This window comes from Natrinema pellirubrum DSM 15624, assembly GCF_000230735.2.
In the GTDB taxonomy this organism is placed as follows: domain Archaea; phylum Halobacteriota; class Halobacteria; order Halobacteriales; family Natrialbaceae; genus Natrinema; species Natrinema pellirubrum.
Genome location: NC_019963.1, coordinates 114,212 through 134,479 on the forward strand (window position 1 = coordinate 114,212; position 20,268 = coordinate 134,479).

At 55.9% G+C, this 20,268-nt stretch carries 14 protein-coding genes and 1 pseudogene; 5 read left to right on the forward strand and 10 right to left on the reverse strand.

Annotated features, from left to right (window positions below):
- Positions 1 to 39: 39 nt before the first annotated feature.
- Both NATPE_RS20285 and NATPE_RS20290 read right to left on the reverse strand, forming a co-directional pair.
- Positions 40 to 1,728, reverse strand: a complete 1,689-nt coding sequence (locus NATPE_RS20285) for a DUF4143 domain-containing protein (protein ID WP_006183333.1) — start codon at positions 1,726 to 1,728, stop codon at positions 40 to 42.
- A 90-nt stretch (positions 1,729 to 1,818) separates the two neighbouring features.
- The gene (locus NATPE_RS20290) at positions 1,819 to 4,098 is read right to left on the reverse strand and encodes an MBL fold metallo-hydrolase (protein WP_006183334.1); all 2,280 of its coding nucleotides are present in this window, start codon (positions 4,096 to 4,098) and stop codon (positions 1,819 to 1,821) included.
- Positions 4,099 to 4,984: 886 nt separating this feature from the next.
- On the opposite strand from NATPE_RS20290, the gene NATPE_RS20295 reads away from it, so the two are divergent.
- Positions 4,985 to 7,069: a Piwi domain-containing protein gene (locus NATPE_RS20295; protein WP_241432791.1), complete on the forward strand. Its 2,085-nt coding sequence runs from the start codon at positions 4,985 to 4,987 to the stop codon at positions 7,067 to 7,069.
- Here the strand turns inward: NATPE_RS20295 and NATPE_RS23155 are convergent.
- Together NATPE_RS23155 and NATPE_RS23160 are read right to left on the reverse strand one after the other, a co-directional pair.
- On the reverse strand, positions 7,044 to 7,553 hold the full coding sequence (locus tag NATPE_RS23155; RefSeq protein WP_244880107.1) for a hypothetical protein: 510 nt from the start codon (positions 7,551 to 7,553) through the stop codon (positions 7,044 to 7,046). The two genes, NATPE_RS20295 and NATPE_RS23155, sit on opposite strands and share 26 nt — an antisense overlap.
- Before the next feature lie 204 nt (positions 7,554 to 7,757).
- Positions 7,758 to 7,925 (reverse strand): hypothetical protein, encoded by a 168-nt coding sequence (locus tag NATPE_RS23160; RefSeq protein WP_244880108.1) that lies wholly within the window; start codon positions 7,923 to 7,925, stop codon positions 7,758 to 7,760.
- Between the two features lie 234 nt (positions 7,926 to 8,159).
- Here NATPE_RS23160 and NATPE_RS23165 point away from each other — a divergent pair, with 234 nt between their 5' ends.
- The 4 genes from NATPE_RS23165 (at position 8,160) to NATPE_RS20315 (ending at position 14,050) form a co-directional block, all read left to right on the forward strand.
- A complete protein-coding gene (locus NATPE_RS23165; protein WP_244880109.1) occupies positions 8,160 to 9,287 on the forward strand; it encodes a hypothetical protein in 1,128 nt (375 codons plus the stop codon).
- Between the two features lie 214 nt (positions 9,288 to 9,501).
- Positions 9,502 to 10,239, forward strand: a complete 738-nt coding sequence (locus NATPE_RS20305; protein WP_241432793.1) for a hypothetical protein — start codon at positions 9,502 to 9,504, stop codon at positions 10,237 to 10,239.
- On the forward strand, positions 10,239 to 11,129 hold the full coding sequence (locus tag NATPE_RS21865; protein ID WP_015299322.1) for a hypothetical protein: 891 nt from the start codon (positions 10,239 to 10,241) through the stop codon (positions 11,127 to 11,129). Before NATPE_RS20305 ends, NATPE_RS21865 begins: the two co-directional genes overlap by 1 nt.
- A 212-nt stretch (positions 11,130 to 11,341) precedes the next feature.
- Positions 11,342 to 14,050: a DEAD/DEAH box helicase gene (locus NATPE_RS20315; RefSeq protein WP_006183339.1), complete on the forward strand. Its 2,709-nt coding sequence runs from the start codon at positions 11,342 to 11,344 to the stop codon at positions 14,048 to 14,050.
- A 105-nt stretch (positions 14,051 to 14,155) separates the two neighbouring features.
- On the opposite strand, the gene NATPE_RS20320 is transcribed toward NATPE_RS20315, so the two are convergent.
- The 6 genes and pseudogenes from NATPE_RS20320 to NATPE_RS23510 all read right to left on the reverse strand — a co-directional run.
- Complete coding sequence (locus NATPE_RS20320) at positions 14,156 to 15,100, reverse strand: ArdC-like ssDNA-binding domain-containing protein (protein ID WP_006183340.1); 945 nt, start codon at positions 15,098 to 15,100, stop codon at positions 14,156 to 14,158.
- An 86-nt stretch (positions 15,101 to 15,186) separates the two neighbouring features.
- On the reverse strand, positions 15,187 to 15,534 hold the full coding sequence (locus tag NATPE_RS20325; protein WP_006183341.1) for a hypothetical protein: 348 nt from the start codon (positions 15,532 to 15,534) through the stop codon (positions 15,187 to 15,189).
- A gap of 123 nt (positions 15,535 to 15,657) precedes the next feature.
- Entirely contained in the window at positions 15,658 to 15,879 is a 222-nt protein-coding gene (locus NATPE_RS20330) for a hypothetical protein (RefSeq protein ID WP_006183342.1), read from the reverse strand.
- A 66-nt stretch (positions 15,880 to 15,945) separates the two neighbouring features.
- A complete protein-coding gene (locus NATPE_RS20335) occupies positions 15,946 to 17,103 on the reverse strand; it encodes a hypothetical protein (RefSeq protein ID WP_006183343.1) in 1,158 nt (385 codons plus the stop codon).
- Between the two features lie 976 nt (positions 17,104 to 18,079).
- A complete protein-coding gene (locus tag NATPE_RS23505) occupies positions 18,080 to 19,366 on the reverse strand; it encodes a pentapeptide repeat-containing protein (protein ID WP_241432795.1) in 1,287 nt (428 codons plus the stop codon).
- Positions 19,367 to 19,393: 27 nt separating this feature from the next.
- Positions 19,394 to 20,227: pseudogene (locus NATPE_RS23510) on the reverse strand (pentapeptide repeat-containing protein); the annotation flags it as partial.
- Positions 20,228 to 20,268: the final 41 nt, after the last annotated feature.

The window sequence follows — 20,268 nt, forward strand, 5'->3', positions numbered from 1 at the left end:
TCCATCGCTTCGAGTCGCCAGCGAAAATGAATTCAAGATTCAACAGATCAGTAAGAATAGCCAATATGGAAGATAGCAGACATCGCTATCGTCATAGGAAATACGCAGCGAACCCTGCTCGAGTATGTCTTTCGGAAGACTATCTGTGATGATGAACCGGCAGGGTGCTTTGTAGTTGTAGTCTTGTAGCTCCTCGCTACCGGGTTTCGTGTGTTGGCCGACCGCAGGATCGAATTCGATCGCAGTTTGTTCGGCAGCGTCCGTATTGGGATGGTAAGAGAGTACGAACGGCAGAACGTTTCCCTCGCACTGTAGGACGTAATCCACGAGTCCAGAGTTCGTCTCGCAGTATTCGACGTCGTAGGCGCCGACGGTGAACGCGAGACGCTTTGCGTGGTCGAACGCGACCGTTCTGGCCAATTTGTACTCGAATTCGTGATTGAGTGTGCCTTCGTGACTGTACTCCTCGAATCCATAGTGTTCTTGACGCTGTGATAACAGAACAACGTGCCGGGGATTGCGGAGATACAGACGAGTTCGTCGATATCGACGAAGCGAGTAATCGTGGGACTCGGACACTGCAATTCCCTCATCCAATGCCTCGAGATAACTGTCGACAGTCCGACGATCGACACCGATTCGATCACTGATATCCGTGTATCGAAGTTCCTCGCCGGCTTGACTCGCTGCGATCGAACTGAGTTTGTGCAGATTTTCGGGCTTTTGAATGGATTCGTGCTTCGCTAACTCCTTGTACAGATACAGCAAGAAGTATGATTTAGTGAGTTCATTTCGTACTGACGCGTCACTGGCACGGTGTACCGTCCCGCCGATTTGCAAGTACTCACGAGACGCATCGTGGAGGTCATCTCGCTGACTCGGTGAGAGGTGTTCAAAATAGAGCTCATTGAGGGACGCGATCGCGTCATCGATATTAGCACCACCGTCTCTCAAATTGAGCGACCGTCGAACCGCTTTGATCGGTGCTGGTCCGGGTAATCCGTCTGACTGATATGCTTCAAGTTGCTCCCTGAATTCGGAGCCGAGGTCCACTTGGAGGCCACCCTCGGCGGCGCGATGTTGAACCGTATCGACGAATTTCATTGGGAGCACTGGTGTGGGGCCTTTGAATGCGTCTATTTCGTCGGCATCTGATCGAGTCTTGAGATCGACTTGCGAAGCGACGATTCCAGTGAGAAACAGATATGTTCGCTGGTCGACTAGATCGAGAAGCTCATTGTGTTCGTCTTCCTCGAGATTGAGCGCACCGATGTCGTCCAGAAATATGTACTTTTGACCTCGCCGCGGAGCAACGTGTGAGTCGAAGTAGTCTACGACTTGCTTCAACCGCGTAATCGCATCTTCTGGCCGCTCTAAGTGATAGAGCGACGCTTCGAGTGGTACATATAGTATCTGGCGTGGCGATACTGATCCTGCGATTTCGTGATCGCGTCCTCCTCCCGGAAAATCGGTTGTATCCAGCAGTGCCGCGATGAGCTGCTGGAAGAGAGTCGTCTTTCCCATTCCGGTCTGTCCGTAGATCTGGTAGACGAGATTTTCCGTGCCGTTTTGTCGCGCTTCGTTGACCGTTTTGAGAAGTTGGTGAAAGTCGGAACGCGGTGTGAGTGAGGCAGCTTCTAAGACTGTCGCCGGTCGCTCCTCCCTCCACCACTCATTGTGGCGCTTAGCGTCGGCGATAAACTTCTCTTCACTACCTGCGTCGGTCATTGTCTCTCCTTTTTAGCGGTCAGCATAAATATTCGTGCATCTCAATTGCGCTATTTCGATTTTCTCGTAGATAGACTGTACTACTACCGATTACAAGACTTGTCGCACAAGAGCCGCTTGAACGACTTCGTCCTTCGTTTCGTGAGGGCAGTTCTCGTTCTCGGTTGTCGCAACGATGAGTTCGTCCATCTCCTCGAGGGTACTGACCGGTAGCTCGCGATCATCGACATCGAGACCGATCGCATCGCAGAGTGTCTGAACGACGAAGGACTCCGCGTCCGAGGCGTCATCGTTCGCCGCAGTAGTTGCGATGAGCTTCTCGAGTGCCGGATCGGCATCGATCGTGAGTTTTCGTTCTATGATTCCTTCCCATTCGGACCACGGCTGGTTGCCCCGTAGCACTTCCGTGAGGTACGTTTTGACTGCCGACTCGACGAACGCTGCGGTCGATTCGCCCTCGGTACTGGCCCGGCGTTCGGCGAGTGTTCGAATTGCGGGATCGATCCGAACTGTTTCGTCGGTCACCGTCCCTGTTGTCTCTTCAGCTATAGTTTTGCTCATTGTCGAATCCGAATCTTCCGTATTCTTGTCCTCGGTCTCGCTCTCAGTTTGCTCTGTGTACGAGACTGCAGTCGATTCATCAGTAGTTTCCGTCTCGGTAGCCGATTCGCCCTCTCCGAGGCTATCAGCATCTTTTCCGCTGGCTTCCTTCGATTCAGCTTTCGATGTCCGCTCGGCAGTAGTATCATCCGAGGAGGTATTGCTCTCCGTTGACGCCGACTCGCACAGCACGTTGACGACCGTCGGATTTACGATCTCGTCAGGCACCTTCGACGGATTCGGCGTCACATACTTGGTGTCGTTCGATGGCTGATCGACAGTTCGATACAATCCGCCATCGGTCGCATGAGTCGGAGCGACGTGTGCGTTCTGCGTGGTAGTTGTCTCCGTTTCGGGCTCTACGGATTGAGTCGCCACTGCCTCCTCGGGCTGAGATCGACCGATATGGAGTTCTTCGCGGAGCCGAGCGACGTCTACGCCTTCTTGTTCGAGGGTGGCCATCCCTCGGCGCTCGAGTACCGGAACGCTCGCTGCCGCTTGCAGGACCCCGTCTCCGACGTCGATCGTGCTCCGTTGCTCGTCGCAATTACGCACACGTCGCTTCGCGGCATCACCGATCCAGTCCGGTGCACAGAAGTTTCCGTCCTGATACAACTGCTCCGTTCCGGAACTGCCGGTTGCCCACGTATATGCGTCCCACTTGTCTTTATACCGCTTCAGGGATCGGCCACGCTGGTGCGTGATGACGACGTGGGTTGGAGCGATCGTTTCGACGACCTCGTCGAGAACCGCTTCGGTCGGATGGTTCGAAAACGTGAACGACGAAACGGTGCCAGCGAAGTCGCCGGCGTCTTTCGCAGTCGTGGTTCCGCCCTGAACCTGTATCAGCGTCGCATTCCCGTCGTCACGTATCGCCTCGAAGAGCCGTTCGCTGCTTCCCTCGGTCGGAACCTCCGGCCCGGCGATAGTTACGGTCCCTTCCTCGAGGCAGTCGTGAGGAATCGCGAACTCTGGGATGGTCTCCACGTTCGGATAGTCATATTCCAATGCATCGTAGAGTTTCGCGACTTGTCCGACGAGAGTAACTGGAACTGAATAGCCGAGTTCGTGTTCGATCGAACCGAGAAGCGTTGCGAGGTGAACGCCAGTCAGTCCACTTGCCGTACAGAGCGTCTTCGAGCCAGCGTTGGCACGAGCGGCGAGCGTCTCGACGATATCAGTGATCGTCTCGTCGACGCCATCGTTCGTCGCGGCCGTGAGGAATAGTGCATCGACCTCGAGGAACTGTTCCGGATCGAATCCGATGTATCCGCCAGCGTCGCGTCGTGTGAAGTCCCCGGTAGCGAGCGCACGGAAACTCTCCTGTCCGTCGCGGGCTCGAATCAGGAATCCGCACGCCCCTGGCGTATGCCCCGCTGGCACGGGGGCTACACTGATGTCATCACCGACGACATCGGCCCAGTCGTCGATCGCTTCGACTCGTTCGAGTATCGAGTCAGGATCTGACATCGAATGGTGCCGTACACCTTCTGCTAAGACGTCCTCGAGGATCGCCGCTGTTCCGGGGGACGTGAAAATCGGTGCCCCGTCACGATGGGCCTCGTCCAACGATTGGTAGTGATCGAGGTGCGCGTGGGTGAGGAGTATCGCTGCCAAGTATTCGTCGTCACCGAGTAGTGTCGATGTGTCGACGCCGTCCCCCGCATCGACGAGAATGCAGGGAGTCTGCCGTTCGTACTCTCGTTGAACCCGAAGAAGAAACGACTCGTTGCCCGCCCTCGGATTCGCATGTTCGTAAGAAACCTCCATATTATGGATAACAGGACCTAGTCATATAGCTGTTTCTATTAGGGACATTTGAAACACGCTAAATACACAATAACATCTCGAATAGGATACAGAGTCCACTCTGTAAGCTATAATGGCTAGTTTCTCGCCAGCGAAGACGGTGACTTTTACATAAACCTCATTTCGGTCCGAACAGTGGACGATCTGTCCCCATGCGTCGTGTTCGGGTGTTCGTTCGATCGTATCGATATGAAGTAGAATCGAAAGCCCGTATTTTCCCTCCTGATCGGCTGTGAGAAGAGTACTAGCAGTCGAAAGTGTTGAATGCATAATCGATGTCTACATCAGAACACTATGTGGGTTTCTGAATGCAATATATTCTAAATAGCGTTTCCTAAAATACGCTAGTAGAAAATTATTTAGTACTACGGCCATCTCGTTCGAATCGATGCCGACGCAGTCCGATATCGAGGACGGGGAACGAATTGATATACAGGTCAAGGTCCTGTCCGAACTGGACCGACCCTCTGAAAAGATGGCAAAACGGCTTCGCGTTCGCGACACCGACGGAAACGAATTTCCGCTTACCATCTGGAAGAACAACGCCCTGTGCGACTTCGCATGGGAACGCGGTCGGTGGTATGAACTCGAAAACGCACGTGGCAACGAATTCCGTGGCGAAAAGAGTCTGAACGGTTCGTCACGACTGCACGCCGACCCGGTTGACAATCCGATAGACTCTGATCGATCGCAGCAGTCTACGACAGCTGAATCAACTGACAAGCAATTCGATAGCCTAGAAGACGGACTCCCGTATCTCTCACTGTTTCCGATCGACCGTGAATTCGAGACCGTAGACGTCTACGAGTATCGGATTGAGGCCGACGGACCGTTCGACGATGATCCGATGGACGCAACGTATACACTCGCCGCGTATCTTCGATCGTGTAGTGACGCTGCCGTCACGCACGCTGGTATCTTCTCGGTTATCGCGACCAATCGGTTGACGAACGCGCTCCCCGATCCGTTTGAATTAACTGATGAGTCTCGAGTGACGCTTCGGGCGGACGACGAGACGGATAACGAATGCCTCGTTCGACTGCTCCAGCAAGTGTTCAAAACCGCAGTCGACGATGAAACGTACGAGACGGGTCGCGTCGATCGCATCCGGACACAGGACCCGGTCATCACGGGGCAAGATGGGCTCTTCGAGGCGTGTCTCGCGTACACGGCGCGTCTCGAAATTCTCCCGTCTGGCAAGGCGTTCGTCGGGATCGACATCAGTTATCATGCACGGAGCCAGGTTACCGTCGACAAGTACGTTGATCGGATCAATGCTTCCGTCGACGAACTCATCGATACGCCTGTCGAACATGATCCGGAAAGGTACGAAAAATCGGGTAGCGGCCGACTCAAAGGATTTGCAGACGTAACGTTTACCGATCCCGTCGACGACTTCGGAAATCAGTCGCTCGCCGACTGGTACGAGCAAAAGGGCCGCATCTCCGACGATATGCTCGAGCGACTTCGGTCGGAGGACCCACAGCTTGTCGAAATACAGTACAATCCCAATTCCGACGAGACGAACCTTCACGTCCCGCAATTACTCCGGGTCGCTCCGCGCAAGGAGATCGTCAAGAAGCTCGCGCCGACGTTCCACCGCAAATGGGACCGCGCCGCCAAGATGCTTCCCGACGACCGGTTCCGAAAGGCAACGCGATTCGTCGCTCGGCTGGATTCGCTTTCCGAGGTCGACGCGCAGATCGAACCCAATCCCGTCGGACCGAACATCTCGTTCATGTCTACGGAGGTCGACCGTTCAGACAACCTGCGATTCGGCGACGATCAAACGACGACCTTGCCGAACAACGGACTGAAGCGATACGGGATCTATCGCCGTCCATCGTCGCTCCACCTCCACTATCTCGTCCCCGAACGGTACACTGACGAGTTCGCGTCGTTCAGAGAGCAACTCGAACGACAGCTCGCCACCATCGGCTGCTCACCGGACGACATCTCCTACGACGAGTACGGACTGGGGAACGCGATCAACTACAATACGACGGCCGCAGCGGTCGACGATGTCGATATCGTCCTCGCTGTCGTTCCCGCGCCGGACAACGACTTCATCCGGAACGGGACCATCGACGATCCGTATCCCGAGTTCAAGAAATCGCTCGGCAAGCAAACCATCCCGTCACAGATGGTCCGGGAGGACAACCTCGACGACAGGTGGATTCTCCGAAACACTGCGCTCGGAGTGATCGCAGGTGCCGGCGGAGTTCCGTGGCGCGTCGACGAGATGCCGGGCGATGTCGACTGCTTCGTCGGCCTCGATGCGACACGCGACCCGGAGACTGGACAGTTCCTCGGGGCGAGTGCGAACGTCGTCCTCTCCGATGGGACCGTCTTCGTCTCGAAAACGCAATCGCTCCAGTCCGGCGAGACGTTCGACGAGAACGCTATCGTCGACGTTCTCAAAGACGTCCATCGCGAGTTCGTACGTGAAGAGGGCAAATCCCCCAATAACATCGTGATTCATCGCGATGGCCGCCTCTTCGAGGACGTCGATACCATCCTCGAACCGTTCGACGAAACGGACATCGATATCGATATTCTCGACGTTCGAAAGAGCGGTGCTCCGCGAGCTGCCGTCTATCAAGACGACCAGTTCCAGGTCGATCACAAAGGCCGTCTCTTTGTCGCCCAGAGCGGTGACTACGGATTCCTCACGACGACCGGACGTCCGGAGTTCGATGAGGATGACGGACTCGGGACACCACGGTCCCTTCGAATCGTTCGACGAGCAGGCGAGACGCCGATGCGGACGTTACTGGAGCAGGTGTACTGGCTAAGCGAGAGTCACGTCGGGAGCGCACAGCGGAGTACGCGCTTACCGATCACGACGTACTACGCCGATCGCTGTGCCGAACACGCTCGAGAGGGATATCTCGTCAATGGAGAGCTCATTCGCGGTGTCCCATACCTCTGAGACAGCGATGCTGTGAGCCCGAACCAACTCGAATCACCACTTTCAGACGCCCATTCCACGACAGATGCAATTCGACATTCCGATTGACACCGCCGAAACGGACGATAGCTACGTCGAGATTTTCAAAAGCTGGCGCTCGTTCTCCGACCTCTTCGAGGATGCACGACGGATGCGTGTCGTCACGTACTGCGACTCCCCGGAGTTCATTCTCGATCTCTTCGAGGATCTCGATGAACTGGAATCGCTTGAGGTGATCGTCGGTGACGTCGATGACTATCGCGAGCGACTCATCGACAAGCCGGACCTCGCTGACAGACTCGAGCGCCTTCGCCGGGAAGGGAAGCTCGTCATCTACCTCTGCGAGAATAAGGAAGTCCACTCCAAACTCTATCTGATCGAGTATGCAGACACCGCTAATGGGTCTGATGACGATATCGAGAGCGAGGGGAAAAGCGATCAAATGACGTTCGATTACGATGAGCAATCTGGAGAAGAAGACGAAGCCGAAAGATCGCCGGCGAAAGTCATCGTCGGTTCTCCGAACCTCTCACGCAATGCGTGGTCGAATCAGACCAACGTCGGCGTCGTGTACGAGACGACCACTGCCAGTGACCTTTTCGGGGAATTCGAAGATTTGTACCGAGACCACCGCGACTCGTATAATAACAGTGGTCCGTTCCTCGAGGATCTAACGGAACAGATCGAACACTCGGAGGACGATCGAGAGGAAGTGATTAAACTCTTCACCGAGGGTGCGGTCGGAACACAAGACGAACTCGGTGAAGTCCACGGTCGTCTCGCCGATCACATCGATGCCGAGGTCGATACGGTCGATCTCGTTCTCGGAGACGGACATGACGAGGAATCATCGAGCGATGAATCCGAGACAACAGAGAGCGACCCTGTATCGGAAACTGACGACGCTGAGCCGGGACTGGAAGATGCGCCGCAGGATCGTATCACGCTCTCGCTGCGAGGATACGACGAGTCGACTGTCGATACGTTATCGCAGATGTCGGACTTCGATGCGACCGTCTCGAACGATACGTTGACGGCGACGCCTGATGCGTTTCAGCGGTATGCCCAGCAGGTGTTCGACGTCCCGACGATGCATCTCGACCAAGAGGAAGACCAACTCAAATTCCACTACGATGGGACTGTCTATCGCCTTACCCGACCTCCAGGTGAGCCCCAACAGGTTAACGATGCTCTCGCTGAGATAGAGGCGTACTTTGAGACCGTCGACGATTACGGGAATTCCAATAATCCCACAGCGGTGAAAGCACACATGTACGAGGCGCTTCTGTGGTTCTTCTGGGCACCGTTTGCGAATCGACAAGCGGAGTTCTATCAGCGACACGGTATTAATCTCGATAAAGCCCTACCGTACCTCTACGTATTCGGCGAGTCGAACGGTGGCAAGGGGACGTTCTGTCGATTCGCCCTTTCGCTGATTAGCGGAAACCGAGTCGAAGCGCCGGTTGACGCCGACGAGATCGGCAAACGGAAGGTCCGTAATCTACGGTCGGTCCATACGTCGTTCCCGGTTGTAGTCGACGACATCACCAAGCAGAAGGTGAATTCGCTGGACACGCTGCGTAACTACTGGAGCGGCTGGACCGGTGAGACGTCGTATCCAATGTTCGCGTTCATTTCGAACGACAAACGCCCCGGTGAGTGGTTCCGGAACCGGGCCAAGATTCTGCGATTCGACGTCAACTTTATGACCTCACATCAAGGTGAGGCGGAGGTCAATCGGTTGATCGATACGGAGAATCCTCTCTATCAGTGGTTCGGATACGAGTATCTGAATCGAGATCTCGAACTCGGCGAAGATTCCGATGCACTCCGCGAAGTGCGAGAGGCGATGTTGGATCTATACGAATATGCAGATCGTTCGGTCCCCAATTACTTCCCGAAAGACCCGGCTGAGAACGCTTACGATACGGGTCGCGAGCGATGGCGGAACCTCATCGATCGCGAGGATGTGACGATCACCAGAGACGGAGATACGCTCCAAGTCACGTTCCCCGAATCGATGAACTTCGAACTCCACGAGTACAAGCGAGATCCGCCGATGACCGTTCGTATCGAAAAGCGGGGGCTAGATCTCATCATCAAAACGCCGGACGAATTCTTCGAGTGGTTAGGTGAGTCTACTGAAACAGGTCCACGTGGGAGTTTCCTCTCACGGGCCCGGTCAATTCTGAAACGATAATAAAAACCATCTACCATGTGGACCTCGATTTGATCTATATCGAACCATCAGTTATTCGTTAGCCGGTTGAACCAAGTACTTTCAATATAATTGTCCGTATATGACAGGTGGCATCTCTCCCGGGGACAGGTGGCCGTACCATTACCGAGGATACGGACTAAGTGCAAATCAGGACGGAGAGGTGTGGTGGCAAGTTTACAATGGAACTGATCGATTGAAACTTGAACCTACTCCGACTCGTCTCGTCGAGAATTTCCTCGGAATCAAGTATAAAGGCGGCGCCATGAGGGTTACAGAGGGTGGTGCCGTCATTTCGCGACTCGAGACCGATACCGACGGTGATTCGAACGACTACGAAACCATCTATGTCTGTGATATCGAGTTCGATGGAAAACTTGTCCCGCCTGAGAAACCGGAACACGCGGTACCGATCAATCCTCGTGGATTGAGTCCGGGAGATCTCTGGCCCAGTATCTACGACGGCGCCAAATATTCGTTCAGCGGCACTCGGTTCTGGTGGCAGAACGGAGCGACGAAACTCCGGCACTCGTTCGTCAACGCACTTCCTGACAGAATTATTGACGAATTGCGACAGCTGCGGCCCGATGGCGGGTCCTTTCAGATCACTCCGGCGGGTGATGTCCTCACACAAATCCCGACTGAGGAATCACCGCCTGACGTCCAAGAACAGTTCCGTGACCTCCCCCGCCCGGTCAAGCGGATCCTCAAGCTCCGACGCGATCGCGGCAATGTCGATATGTTACCGGTCTATGTCGGACAGCTATCGGAAGACGATCGTCCGATAGAAATCGAAGAAGCGACCCGACTCACGGATCCATTGAGCGAGAAGGAGGAATCATCCCTCGAGGCGTGGGCTGCCATGGGTTCGTACGACGAAAGCGACCTTTCGGTGGAGGACCACCGACTTGATGAGCCGGAGGGGGACCGCTAATGGGTACACAAGTGACTCAAGCGGCCCTCGAACAGCAGCCCACAGATGTTCCCGTAGAGGGAGGTCGACAAGTAACTGTCTTGCCTGGTGACCCATGGCCTTCTGCATATCGCGGCTCGGAATACAGCATCGTCACTTCGAGAAAACACGGCGCTGTCGCGAAATGGAGCCACATGGGTGATATCCAGGCAATAACGGATGTTCCGGACGGACTCCAGGAAGCTCTCCGTGATCTCGGGAAAGAGGCCGGTCTAGGGAGTTTTCGGCTGACAGCTGCAGGCGAAATCCTCACGAAAATACCTGATTCTGATTATCGGAAGAGAGGAAAGGCGCCTGTCTCCCGTGGGTATATTCCAGTCTACGTTGGACAGATCGAAGGAATGTTCGACTTTCAGGCGTTCTCGAACGATCCCGCCCCACCTAAGGCTGTGGGAGACGTAAGTGTCTGGTCCGGCCTATCATTCAAACACGGTGAAACATGGGCAGTGACTTCCGATGATACCCTCTGCTGGAGCTGGCAGGACTACTACTTCGAGTCAGCGTTCGATCACTCAGAGATCGTAGAAATATACAAACGATTCCGCCCTCCTGGTGGGCTGATCTACATTAATGAACATGGTCATATCTGGGGGAATATAAACCGTGAGAACGTTCCGGCGAGCGAACAAGAACGAATTGGTAAAGCCTTCAGTGAGTGGCAGCAAACGGCTTCGAATGCGGAGAGACGGCTCGTCACTCGTCGTTTGAAACGAATGGAAAGTAAGTCTGCGCCTGACGGGCTTCTTCCAATGTATTTCGGTCATCTCAGCCAGTACGACGAGGGTCTTATTCCGAAACCTGTCGTCAACGATGAGCACTACTTTACCGATACAGCGAAGGATCTGGATTAGAACTGATTCACATCGAACCGCGACAACTGGACTGACTAATGGGACGACGCTTTCCGACTCCGATATTCGGTATCGAACGAGGACCTGAATGGATACCGACGCTCGTCAACGTCGCTAGACGCCATGACGGTGAACTTACACGCGATCAATTCGAAGACATCTGTCGCGAAGAGTGCCGGAAGCCTAACGGAAGCCGCTATTCTTCGAGTTACATGCAGCGGGCCCTCTCTACGTTTATTCGGCTCGGGATCGTTCGCGAGGTCGACGGGAAGATAAGTATCTGGAAATTCGCGGACGAATTCGCAAACGGCGAGATCGAGTATGCGGAGTTCCTCTGGCGCGGGATCAAACAGAGCTGGGTTCTCGCTGGGAACTTCCCAGAGGGAATCGAGGGACTCCGTCGAGTACACTACGTCGTGATACATGCGGAGGAACCCCTTTCGAGTACAGAAATCAGAGACCAGCTGACTGCTCAATTCGATTACGAATACAACGATGCAGGTATTCGCGGATATCCGGAACTACTCGTTCAACTCGGTGCGCTCCGTCAAACCGATGACGGATACGTGACTGGCCCCAGATCTAGTACATTCGAAAATCGCTGGCGGCGTGCGGACGTCTTCTTCAGACTCGAGCGCTGGTTCCATCATCGCGGCCCGTCCGTTGACGTCCCACGCGATACGATCAAGAAAGCGCTGGTGAAGTACTACATGTACCGTGAATCTGGTGGCTGGGGCCGCCACCGACAGCTCTACAACCGGTTTCTTGAGGATTACGTCCGCGAGACTTCTCGAAAGAGCGACGTGGCGAATCCACAGATACATCTCTCCGAGAGCTATCAAAAGGACGAGGACATTCGCGGCGAGTTGCGGGAACGTATCAAGGAGAAATTCCCGGGTATCGGGGGACAGGAGCTCGGCGGATTGTACGAAGACACGCTCAGGGACATTCTTGCTGCCGAAACCGAAGCCGAAGCACGCGAAATCCGTGCAGCAGCGAGTCCGGGGATCTCGAGGCGTGATCTTCAGAGTCGCGTCGATACGGTCCGTGATCACTACACCCCGCCACCTGATTTCTCGCTGTTCGACTGGCAACGAGAAGCGATCGACGACTGGTTCAGTGACGGAGATTCCGCGCCCGAACGTGGCATTGCCCAAGTGGTCACGGGTGCCGGAAAGACCGTAATGGCACTCGGTGCTATCAACGAGTGGCTTCAGAAGCACCCGGACGGCGTCGTTACCGTCGTCGTTCCGACAAAGGTACTAATGCACCAGTGGCTTCGGGAGTTTGTCGATAAGTTGAACGCTCCGCTCTCGGATATCGGCTGGGCCGGTGATGGACATAAAGACTCGCATGAGGACTGCCGGATCCTCGTCAGCATCGTTAACTCGGCGGTCAAAGACGACTACCTTGAGACGTCGCTTCGCGACGCGAATACTGATGACCACCTCCTCGTTGCTGATGAGTGTCACCGCTATACGGGTGACGTCCACTCTCGCGTCCTCGAGTATCCGAACTCGGCGACGCTGGGACTCTCCGCAACGCCCCTCTCGACGATTAATCCTGAATCAGACGATCTCACGGAAGACGATGAGCGTCTGCTCGACGCGTTGGGGTCACTATTCTATCGCTTGAGCTATGAAGAGGGTATCGACCGCGGACTCATATCCGAGTTCACTATCAATTACGTTGGCTTCGAGCTGACACCGGCGGAACGACACACCTACGATCAGTTCTCGAAGAAGGTCTCCTCAGCCGTTCAGGACATCGAAGCTCGGCACAGTCACCGTCTGGCAGAACTACAGGGCAGCTATCCGCAAAAACTCCAGACGATTATGGAGTCCTCTAACTCGGCCACGCCTGCCATCTCTGACTTTTTCGAATACACGACGCGTCGTCGTGAGTTGATCGCTGAAGCCGTCTCTCGACAGGCGATTACACACCGGCTCCTCGAATCGGCTATCGAGGCAGATAAGAAGTCGATCGTTTTCCAAGAACGGATCGAGCAACTCGAGCAGATGATCGCCCCATACGATCAACGTGATGAAAAAACCCAGACCGGAAAATATGGCTCGAAGGAGCAAGGGCGCGCGAACCTCTATCACCAGTATGAAACCGAACTTGAGGAAGTGAACCGCGATCTCGAGAACCTCTTTTTCAGCGGGAGCTATGCACCTGTGATGTACCACTCCGGCCATCGAAACGACGAGTGGAACGATTGGGCCATCGAGTGGTTCCGTGATGACGGATTTGCTAACGTTATGTTGAGTGTTCAGGCATTAAAAGAGGGCGTCGACGTCCCGTCAGCTGATGTCGGAATCATCCGCGTCTCATCGGGCAACGTTCGGGAGCGGATCCAGACACTTGGACGCATCTTGCGGACTGGGAACGAGCCCGACGAACCATCGACGCTTTACGTCCTATATGCGCGAGATACCGTCGATGAGCGGATTTTCGAGGAGGTTGATTGGAAAGCCGAAATTGGAGGTACACATCAGTACTACAGATGGGAAACCGGTGAGGAAGTGATCAAAGGGGATCTAGTTGGACCCGATCCGGAGTTCGAACCCGACGTTTCGTCGTACCAACCACCTGAAATACCCGACATTTCCGAACTCGAGCGAGGTGATCCATACGAGGGCCCGCGCCGTGGTCGAACTATCAGTGTCAACGCCGAGGGCCGTCCATTTCAGGATTCTGCTGACGGTCGTAAATTCATCACGACCCCTGAAGTCGAAGCAGTCGCCGAATACGTCTATCGACTTCGAGGAGGCGGTCGAATCATCGTCAACGAAGCTGATCACATGATTACCGTTACTGAAGAGGGACCAGTTTTCCTCGGTGTTCTCGAAGCGGATTCATTCGAATATGAGGAGGATGACGATGATGTTCCAGAAAGCTTCGAGGAATTCATTAGTTAATTCATGGGTCAGTTCAATTCAACGGAGATCAGAATGCGTCTCCGCCCCTCGGCGGGCGCTGAAAAACTTAACCAACGAATTTGAAGATATTCCTCTATCTGTTGGTTAACAAAGCTGCCAGACTCTGTCCTCGAGGACGTCGATGAGTTCTTCTGCCGTTCGACTGATCCGTCCGAGGCGCTCGCGAACAATCTCGGGATCTTCTGACTCCCACACAGCGAGGTAGAACGCCGACCCGCTGGTGTCCAACCCACAGTAGCGCCCGACAACGTACGCGACGGCTTCGGCCTCGACTTCGCGTTTCGACCGCTCGGTGTCGTCGTCGATGTCGAAGTGGAGCAGGGCGTGCGCGTACTCATGGATCAGCGTTCGCGCAAGGTCGGCCTCGTTCTCCCGATCACGCACCTCGACGAGCGGCTGAGCGTCGACGAGGCTCAGCTGCTCGCAGATGCCCTTTGCCTCGCCGTGGGTCCACTCCTCGGCTGGAACGATCCGCACCGTCACACCGAGCTCGTCAGCGGCGACAGTCAACTGTTCGACGAGGTCGCCGGCGTCCCCGGTCGCTTCCGTATCGAGATCAGGAAGCGGTTCGCCTTCGGTCTGAGAGACGTCGAACACCGGCGCGGGCTTGAACCCGACGAGGCCCTCCGACCACTTTTCAGGCGGTGTCTCGTCGTACTCACAGTCACTGTCCTCGTGGTAGCTCGGCGAGTTCTCGCACTCCGGACACTGCTTGGTGATGATCGGCGCCCAGATCCAGATGGCCGACTCGCCCTCCGTGACGTGCCTGTCGAACTCCTCCTGCCACGTCCGGTAGCCCGCAACCCGGCTCGCCTCGGGACATTGCCGCTTGATGAGGAGCGTGTTCCGATACGAGTAGTCGTGGAAGCGACTCTGGACGTCGAGCCACTCTTGGAACTCTTCGCTGGCCTGTGCGTCGTCGACGCCGGCGACGAGGTCGTCGATCCACTGTTCGATGGTACTGTTCATCTCGTCTGATCGCGTGTCGGTCTGGTCGAAGGAGACCGACGAGTCACTAGTCGTAGCCATTGTGTTCACCGAATCAAGTTCACGGCGACTGCGTCTGTTCAGACCGCGCCGCACCCTTCAGGGGCGTTCAAAAACCGCTCTGTCGGTCAGCGGAGCTCGTGGCGTTCGTCCGCAAAGCCAACCGAGACGAGGTACTCGAGGAACTCATCGAACCGCTCGACGTCGCTAGGCGTGTCGGTCGCAAGGTGACGCGCCCACTCGATGGCCCACTGGAAGGCGGGATCCGTGCCGCCCTTGCCGTGAATGTACCACCACCGGGCCGCTTTGAGAACCACTAAGGGGTTCGACGGCGGCTGCTCATCAGCGAGCCCACGGGTGATAGATTCGATTTCGTCGGGGACGTCGGCGGAATCGACCTCTGCTGATTGCGTGTTGTCGATATCGACCGGGATCTCGTCGATCGAGACGTTGTCGGGACGCTGTTGTTGACTCACTGATAGTCACCTCTGAGGTCTCTCGAAGGAGCCCTCACCCTCTCCGGGGTACGAAAAACAGAGCACAGCTTATTAACCAACAATACTGAAGCTCACGCGGGAAATGTTGGTTAAGAACAGAGCTCAATCTTCGTCCTCACGCAGCTCTTCAGCCTTCCACTTGAGCCGGCGCAGAATCTTCGTTCGGTTCTGGTGGGCGTTCTCGTAGGCAACACACTCTTTGAGGGTTTCCATATCCGGGATCGTCGCGATACCGGCCTTGACCAATCGGTAATTCGGTGCTTCAAGACGCTTCTCAGGTGGGAATTCGTCGTCACTCCCGTCGCTAATCGTGGACTGTTCCATCTCGGTAGCCCTCCAGCCCTCTAGGGCGAGAAAGACAGAACAGGCGACTACATCACCGACGCGGCGTCAGGCCATCGCCTCTTGGAACCGCTCACGCAGGGCGTCCTCGCGTTCTTCGAATTGCTCGACTTTCTCCTGCAGGTCGTCACTGACGCGCTCGATGCTCGCCAGCGCTCGTTCGCCGGCCAACGAGGCTTGGGACCCGTCGTCACCGTCCGCCTCTAACTGCTGCTCGTACGCTTGCTCGACGCGCTCGATCGTGCCTTCCGGGTTGAACAGGATGTCGTTGGCGATGCGGACGTACTGATCGAGGGACGCCCCTTCTTTCCCCTGGAAGAAGTGAGTGAGGGCGTACGTCGCGCCGGAGTGGAGCGTCCACATATCGATCTCGAAGGGAGATGCCGCGTTGGCTTCTGCATCGCCGGCGGCACGCTCGGCCAGGTAGTCCGGGAACCCCAGTAGGGTGTAGAACTCCGTGATGGTGAACGGCAGGTCCGAGAGGTCGAGGTCGATGTCCTGGGCGTCCCGGATGAACTCGAAGAGATCGTCGGCGACGAGTTCGACCTGTGCGAGAAGTTCCTCCCACCAGGTGCGGAAGTTCCGGACGTCGCCGACGTGTTTGATGACCTCCTTGTCGGTGAGCGAGCGCATCGTGTTCGAGCAGTAGCCGTCCTGAGCGAACCCCTCCACGTAGACGGCGTGCTCGCCGAAGAAGTCGTAGCCCGACGTGACGCCCATCGTGATCGGGTCCGACCGGTCAGGGAGGCGTACCTCGAGGCCGTCGAACATGATGTCCATGTGGACCTCGCCGCCGCCCCGGTAGCGCCGAATCTCGCCGAACATCACCTCACCCAGCGGCGTCCCGTCGATGGTCTCCTCGCGGAGGACCTCCTCCAGCGGCCCGTAGACGTCGACTGGGTTGATGATCGCGTACGAGTCAGTCGGGATGTGAAATAGCGACTCTGCCTCGGTGTCCCCATCCGCTTCTGCTTGCAATCGCGACGGCTCGACGATGGCGTTGAATCGCTCTGTTTCAACCCACTCATCGCTGTACGGGTTGCGATATGCGACTGCTGTATCGACCGCCTGTGGGAGGTTTCGAATCGCCTCACTGAAGCTGATTGGTTCGGGACCCCCGTGTTGCTCGGCGTACCACTCGGGTAGTTCAGTCTCGGTTCGCCCATCGAGGCCTGCGAAGACCGTAGCTTCCTCTGGGTCTTTCATAGCATCCTCCGAAGGCGGGAAGCGTTCTGATCTCCACCCATCGAGGCACAAAAAACGACGCTACGACTGTCGACACTTGTAAGCTTGGATTCGATCTGGAAGCCCGACTTTCCCACAGAGCGGACACTCGACGAGTGGTGACGGCGGAAGATTCCGATACGTAGCAAGGGCTCCTCGGAGGTGGGTTTTTGTCTCCGCCGACTCGGCGCTTGCGAGGCACTAGTGAGGTGCCACAGGAGCCGTTCTCTGTTCGTGAGACCGTCTGTATTGGGCGTCGGGATAGACTCGTCTGTCTCTCGCATTTGAATCACGAGGGGTTACCCCTCATCCCCTCGTAGGGGGAGAGCAACACCCTCCGGCCTGCCTCGCTCTGGTGGCCGTGTGGCGTCGACAATCGTATCCAATCGCTGCGGGGCGACGTCTTCCCTGATGAGATGATGCTTCGAACAGACCGTCACGAGATTCGAGACTCGATTCGCCTGTTCGTGGTCAAACTGCCCGTCGGGGCCGACGAAGAATTTCCGTGGGAGCAGATGGTGGTCGCGACGATGGACCACGGTTACGTGGCCACCCAACTCATTGGAGGTCGCAAAGGACTCGCCACAGTAGTCACAGATATGGTCGGTCAACACTCCGTCATCTCCCTCCGCGGTTCCCCGTAACGGGTTATAAACTCTCGACCTCATCCTCAACTCCTGCTTCCGGTAGGGGTCACAACGGGGCGATTCGTCTCGCCAGGGGTACTCTACTTCGGTCATGGCTCGGTGACGGGGAGTGAATCTCCCCGCACCCCTCTCGGGGGCAATAAACACTAACGACCCGAAATCGACACCATATACGTATTCTCGTTCGTGTTCGGAAATTAGATGTTAGTTCGGTCTCTGGCCGGTTCGGAAGAGCAGTGGGTGGCAGGTTTTCCATCCAGTATCGATAGTAGGATGGCCGCTAAGTACGGTCCACTAACTCGAACGAGTCACTATCGTGTCGCCCGGCGTCCGAGGACGAAGACCAATAACGCCAGTAAGAGCGCTCCCGTGAATGCCTCGACCATCACGAGGAGTTCACCCCAGCCAATCGCTTCGAACTCGTTGCCACCGAGCGCGAGAAAGTTCTTGATACTGTAACTGAGGAGATCCCGTCCGGTCACGATAGCTTCCAATCCAGATGTGGGAATAGCCACTCCTTGGCCGTCGATCCGCTGTAAACCAACGAACGGTAACAGAATCGCGAATCCGAAAATGAGCACCATCGAGGTCAGGACCACCTGTGCCGCTCCCTCCGCGTAGAGCATCGTCCACCGCTGCAGCGAAAGCTTCGCCCAGCGCGTGAACTGGTTCTCTGTGAGGGCGAGCTTTCGTTGCGCATGACGCTCTCGGATGTAGTATCGTCGACTAAGGCTGGGGAGAGAGTTCTCTCTGAAGAGTCGTTGATACGTTCGGTAAACACGGATCGCATCGTCGAGTTCCGCGGTCTCGTCTTCGAGTTGGTGAGAGGGACGAACTCGATTCGTAAATCGCACCAGTCCTGGATACACATCCCCGAGGAGGTGACGGATCGCACCAGTCTTCGATTGTCCGTCGGTATGCTCGAAAAGCCGCTGGTCGCGAGTTGTGAGGTTCGGTTCCAGTGCTTTGTCCGACTCCCCTTCGTAATAGCACATGCGGCCGAAATCCGATTCTTCGCCAAGTCGAATATCCCGCAACCAAGCGCCGTGGAGACGAGCACGTCGAAAGTCAGTCCGGCGCAAATCACACGCATCGAGAGCAGCGTCCTCCAAATCAGCACCGACAAAACTGGCATCTGTCCCTGTTACGTCGGAGAGAGTGGCTTCGTGGAACGTCGAATCGTCGAACTGGCCAGACGAGATATCGGCTCCAGTGAGATCTGCCTCTGTAAAATCAGCCCCACAAGCGGTTTCTGGGGCTAGTCTCGTTTCTCGCAACAGTGCACCCGTCAACGCCGTATCAGACAATTCGACGTCGGTTAAATCGGCACCTGAAAGGTCTGCATCCTTGAGTGTCGCCTGGTTGAACGTCGCCCCCGAAAGATCGGCGCCTGACAACGTTGCTCCGGAGAGATCTGCCTGATCGAACGTCGCCCCGGAGAGATCTGCATCCGACCAATCAGTCGCGCTCAAATCTGCCTCAGTCACGTCGATTCCCGACGCGTCGACGCCATCGAACGAGGCACTCGTTACCTCGGCTTGCCGCAAATTGGCCTCGGTAAGACGTGCGCCGTCGAACTCTGCTTCCGGCGCGTACATTCGTTCCGCAGTTACATTCCGGAGGTCACACTCCGTGAAATCGGTCTGTCTGCAGAACGTGCTTCGGAGGTCAGAGTGAACGAGTGTCGCTCCCCGAAGGGTCGCCGATTGCAACCGTGCATTCTCTAATGCTGCAGACTGGAGGATCGCTCCCGAGAGATCTGCCTCACGAAAACTGGTGTTGTCCAATTCACACTGCGACAACCGGGCGCCTCGGAGAGTGGATTCCTGAAGATCAGCTCCCGCTAAGGCGACCACGGTTAGATCGGCGTCTGCTAAATCAGCCCCCCACAATCTCGCCTCGCGAAATGAGGCTCCCTCAAGGTGGGCGTTCGTCAGAGTCACTTGGCGGAGGTCACTGTTGGCAAGATCGGCGTTTCGGAGGTTTGCTCCCGTGAGATTGACCATCGGCGCCAGTGCGTTCGACAAATCGGCATCCGTCAGATCCGCCTGCGTTAGAGAAGCCCCGGAGAGGTCACTCGCCGCAAACTGCGCCTCCCTCAGAATCGCCTCAGTGAAGTCAGTGTCAGCTAAGTTTGCCTCACCGAACGTAGTCCCTCGAAGGTCAGTGTTGCTAAAGTCTGTTTGTCGGAGATCAGCGTTGATGAATACACTTGAGGTGATCGCAGCTCCGTTTGGAAACGACACATCCTGAACGAAAGCTCCGCCGAGGTGATTTGTTCCTGGAGAGACGTGGTTTAGAAGTTCGTCTGCCTCTTTTTCTGCCAGAGTAGTATGCCAGATACAGCGATTTCGATCGCCTGTTACTGGTCGCCAACAGCAACTGCCCACAGTTCGACTGTACTCACCGACATCGTCAGCTTCGATAGTATACCCACATCGGTCGGTGAGTCCAGACACACCCTCCCTCTTTCCCCGGTAAATGAAAGATTTTTCGGCTG

Excerpts from the sequence above, each read along its gene's own strand:
- NATPE_RS23160 (WP_244880108.1), bottom strand. The coding sequence starts at position 7,925 with ATGTCCGTCTCCGAGAACGAGATCGACCGTATCGACCTCGGCATCGAT.
- NATPE_RS20295 (WP_241432791.1), top strand. The coding sequence starts at position 4,985 with ATGGACGCAACGTATACACTCGCCGCGTATCTTCGATCGTGTAGTGAC.
- NATPE_RS20290 (WP_006183334.1), bottom strand. The coding sequence starts at position 4,098 with ATGGAGGTTTCTTACGAACATGCGAATCCGAGGGCGGGCAACGAGTCG.
- NATPE_RS20335 (WP_006183343.1), bottom strand. The coding sequence starts at position 17,103 with ATGAAAGACCCAGAGGAAGCTACGGTCTTCGCAGGCCTCGATGGGCGA.
- NATPE_RS20285 (WP_006183333.1), bottom strand. The coding sequence starts at position 1,728 with ATGACCGACGCAGGTAGTGAAGAGAAGTTTATCGCCGACGCTAAGCGC.
- NATPE_RS21865 (WP_015299322.1), top strand. The coding sequence starts at position 10,239 with ATGGGTACACAAGTGACTCAAGCGGCCCTCGAACAGCAGCCCACAGAT.
- NATPE_RS20320 (WP_006183340.1), bottom strand. The coding sequence starts at position 15,100 with ATGGCTACGACTAGTGACTCGTCGGTCTCCTTCGACCAGACCGACACG.
- NATPE_RS20315 (WP_006183339.1), top strand. The coding sequence starts at position 11,342 with ATGCAGCGGGCCCTCTCTACGTTTATTCGGCTCGGGATCGTTCGCGAG.
- NATPE_RS20330 (WP_006183342.1), bottom strand. The coding sequence starts at position 15,879 with ATGGAACAGTCCACGATTAGCGACGGGAGTGACGACGAATTCCCACCT.
- NATPE_RS23505 (WP_241432795.1), bottom strand. The coding sequence starts at position 19,366 with ATGTACGCGCCGGAAGCAGAGTTCGACGGCGCACGTCTTACCGAGGCC.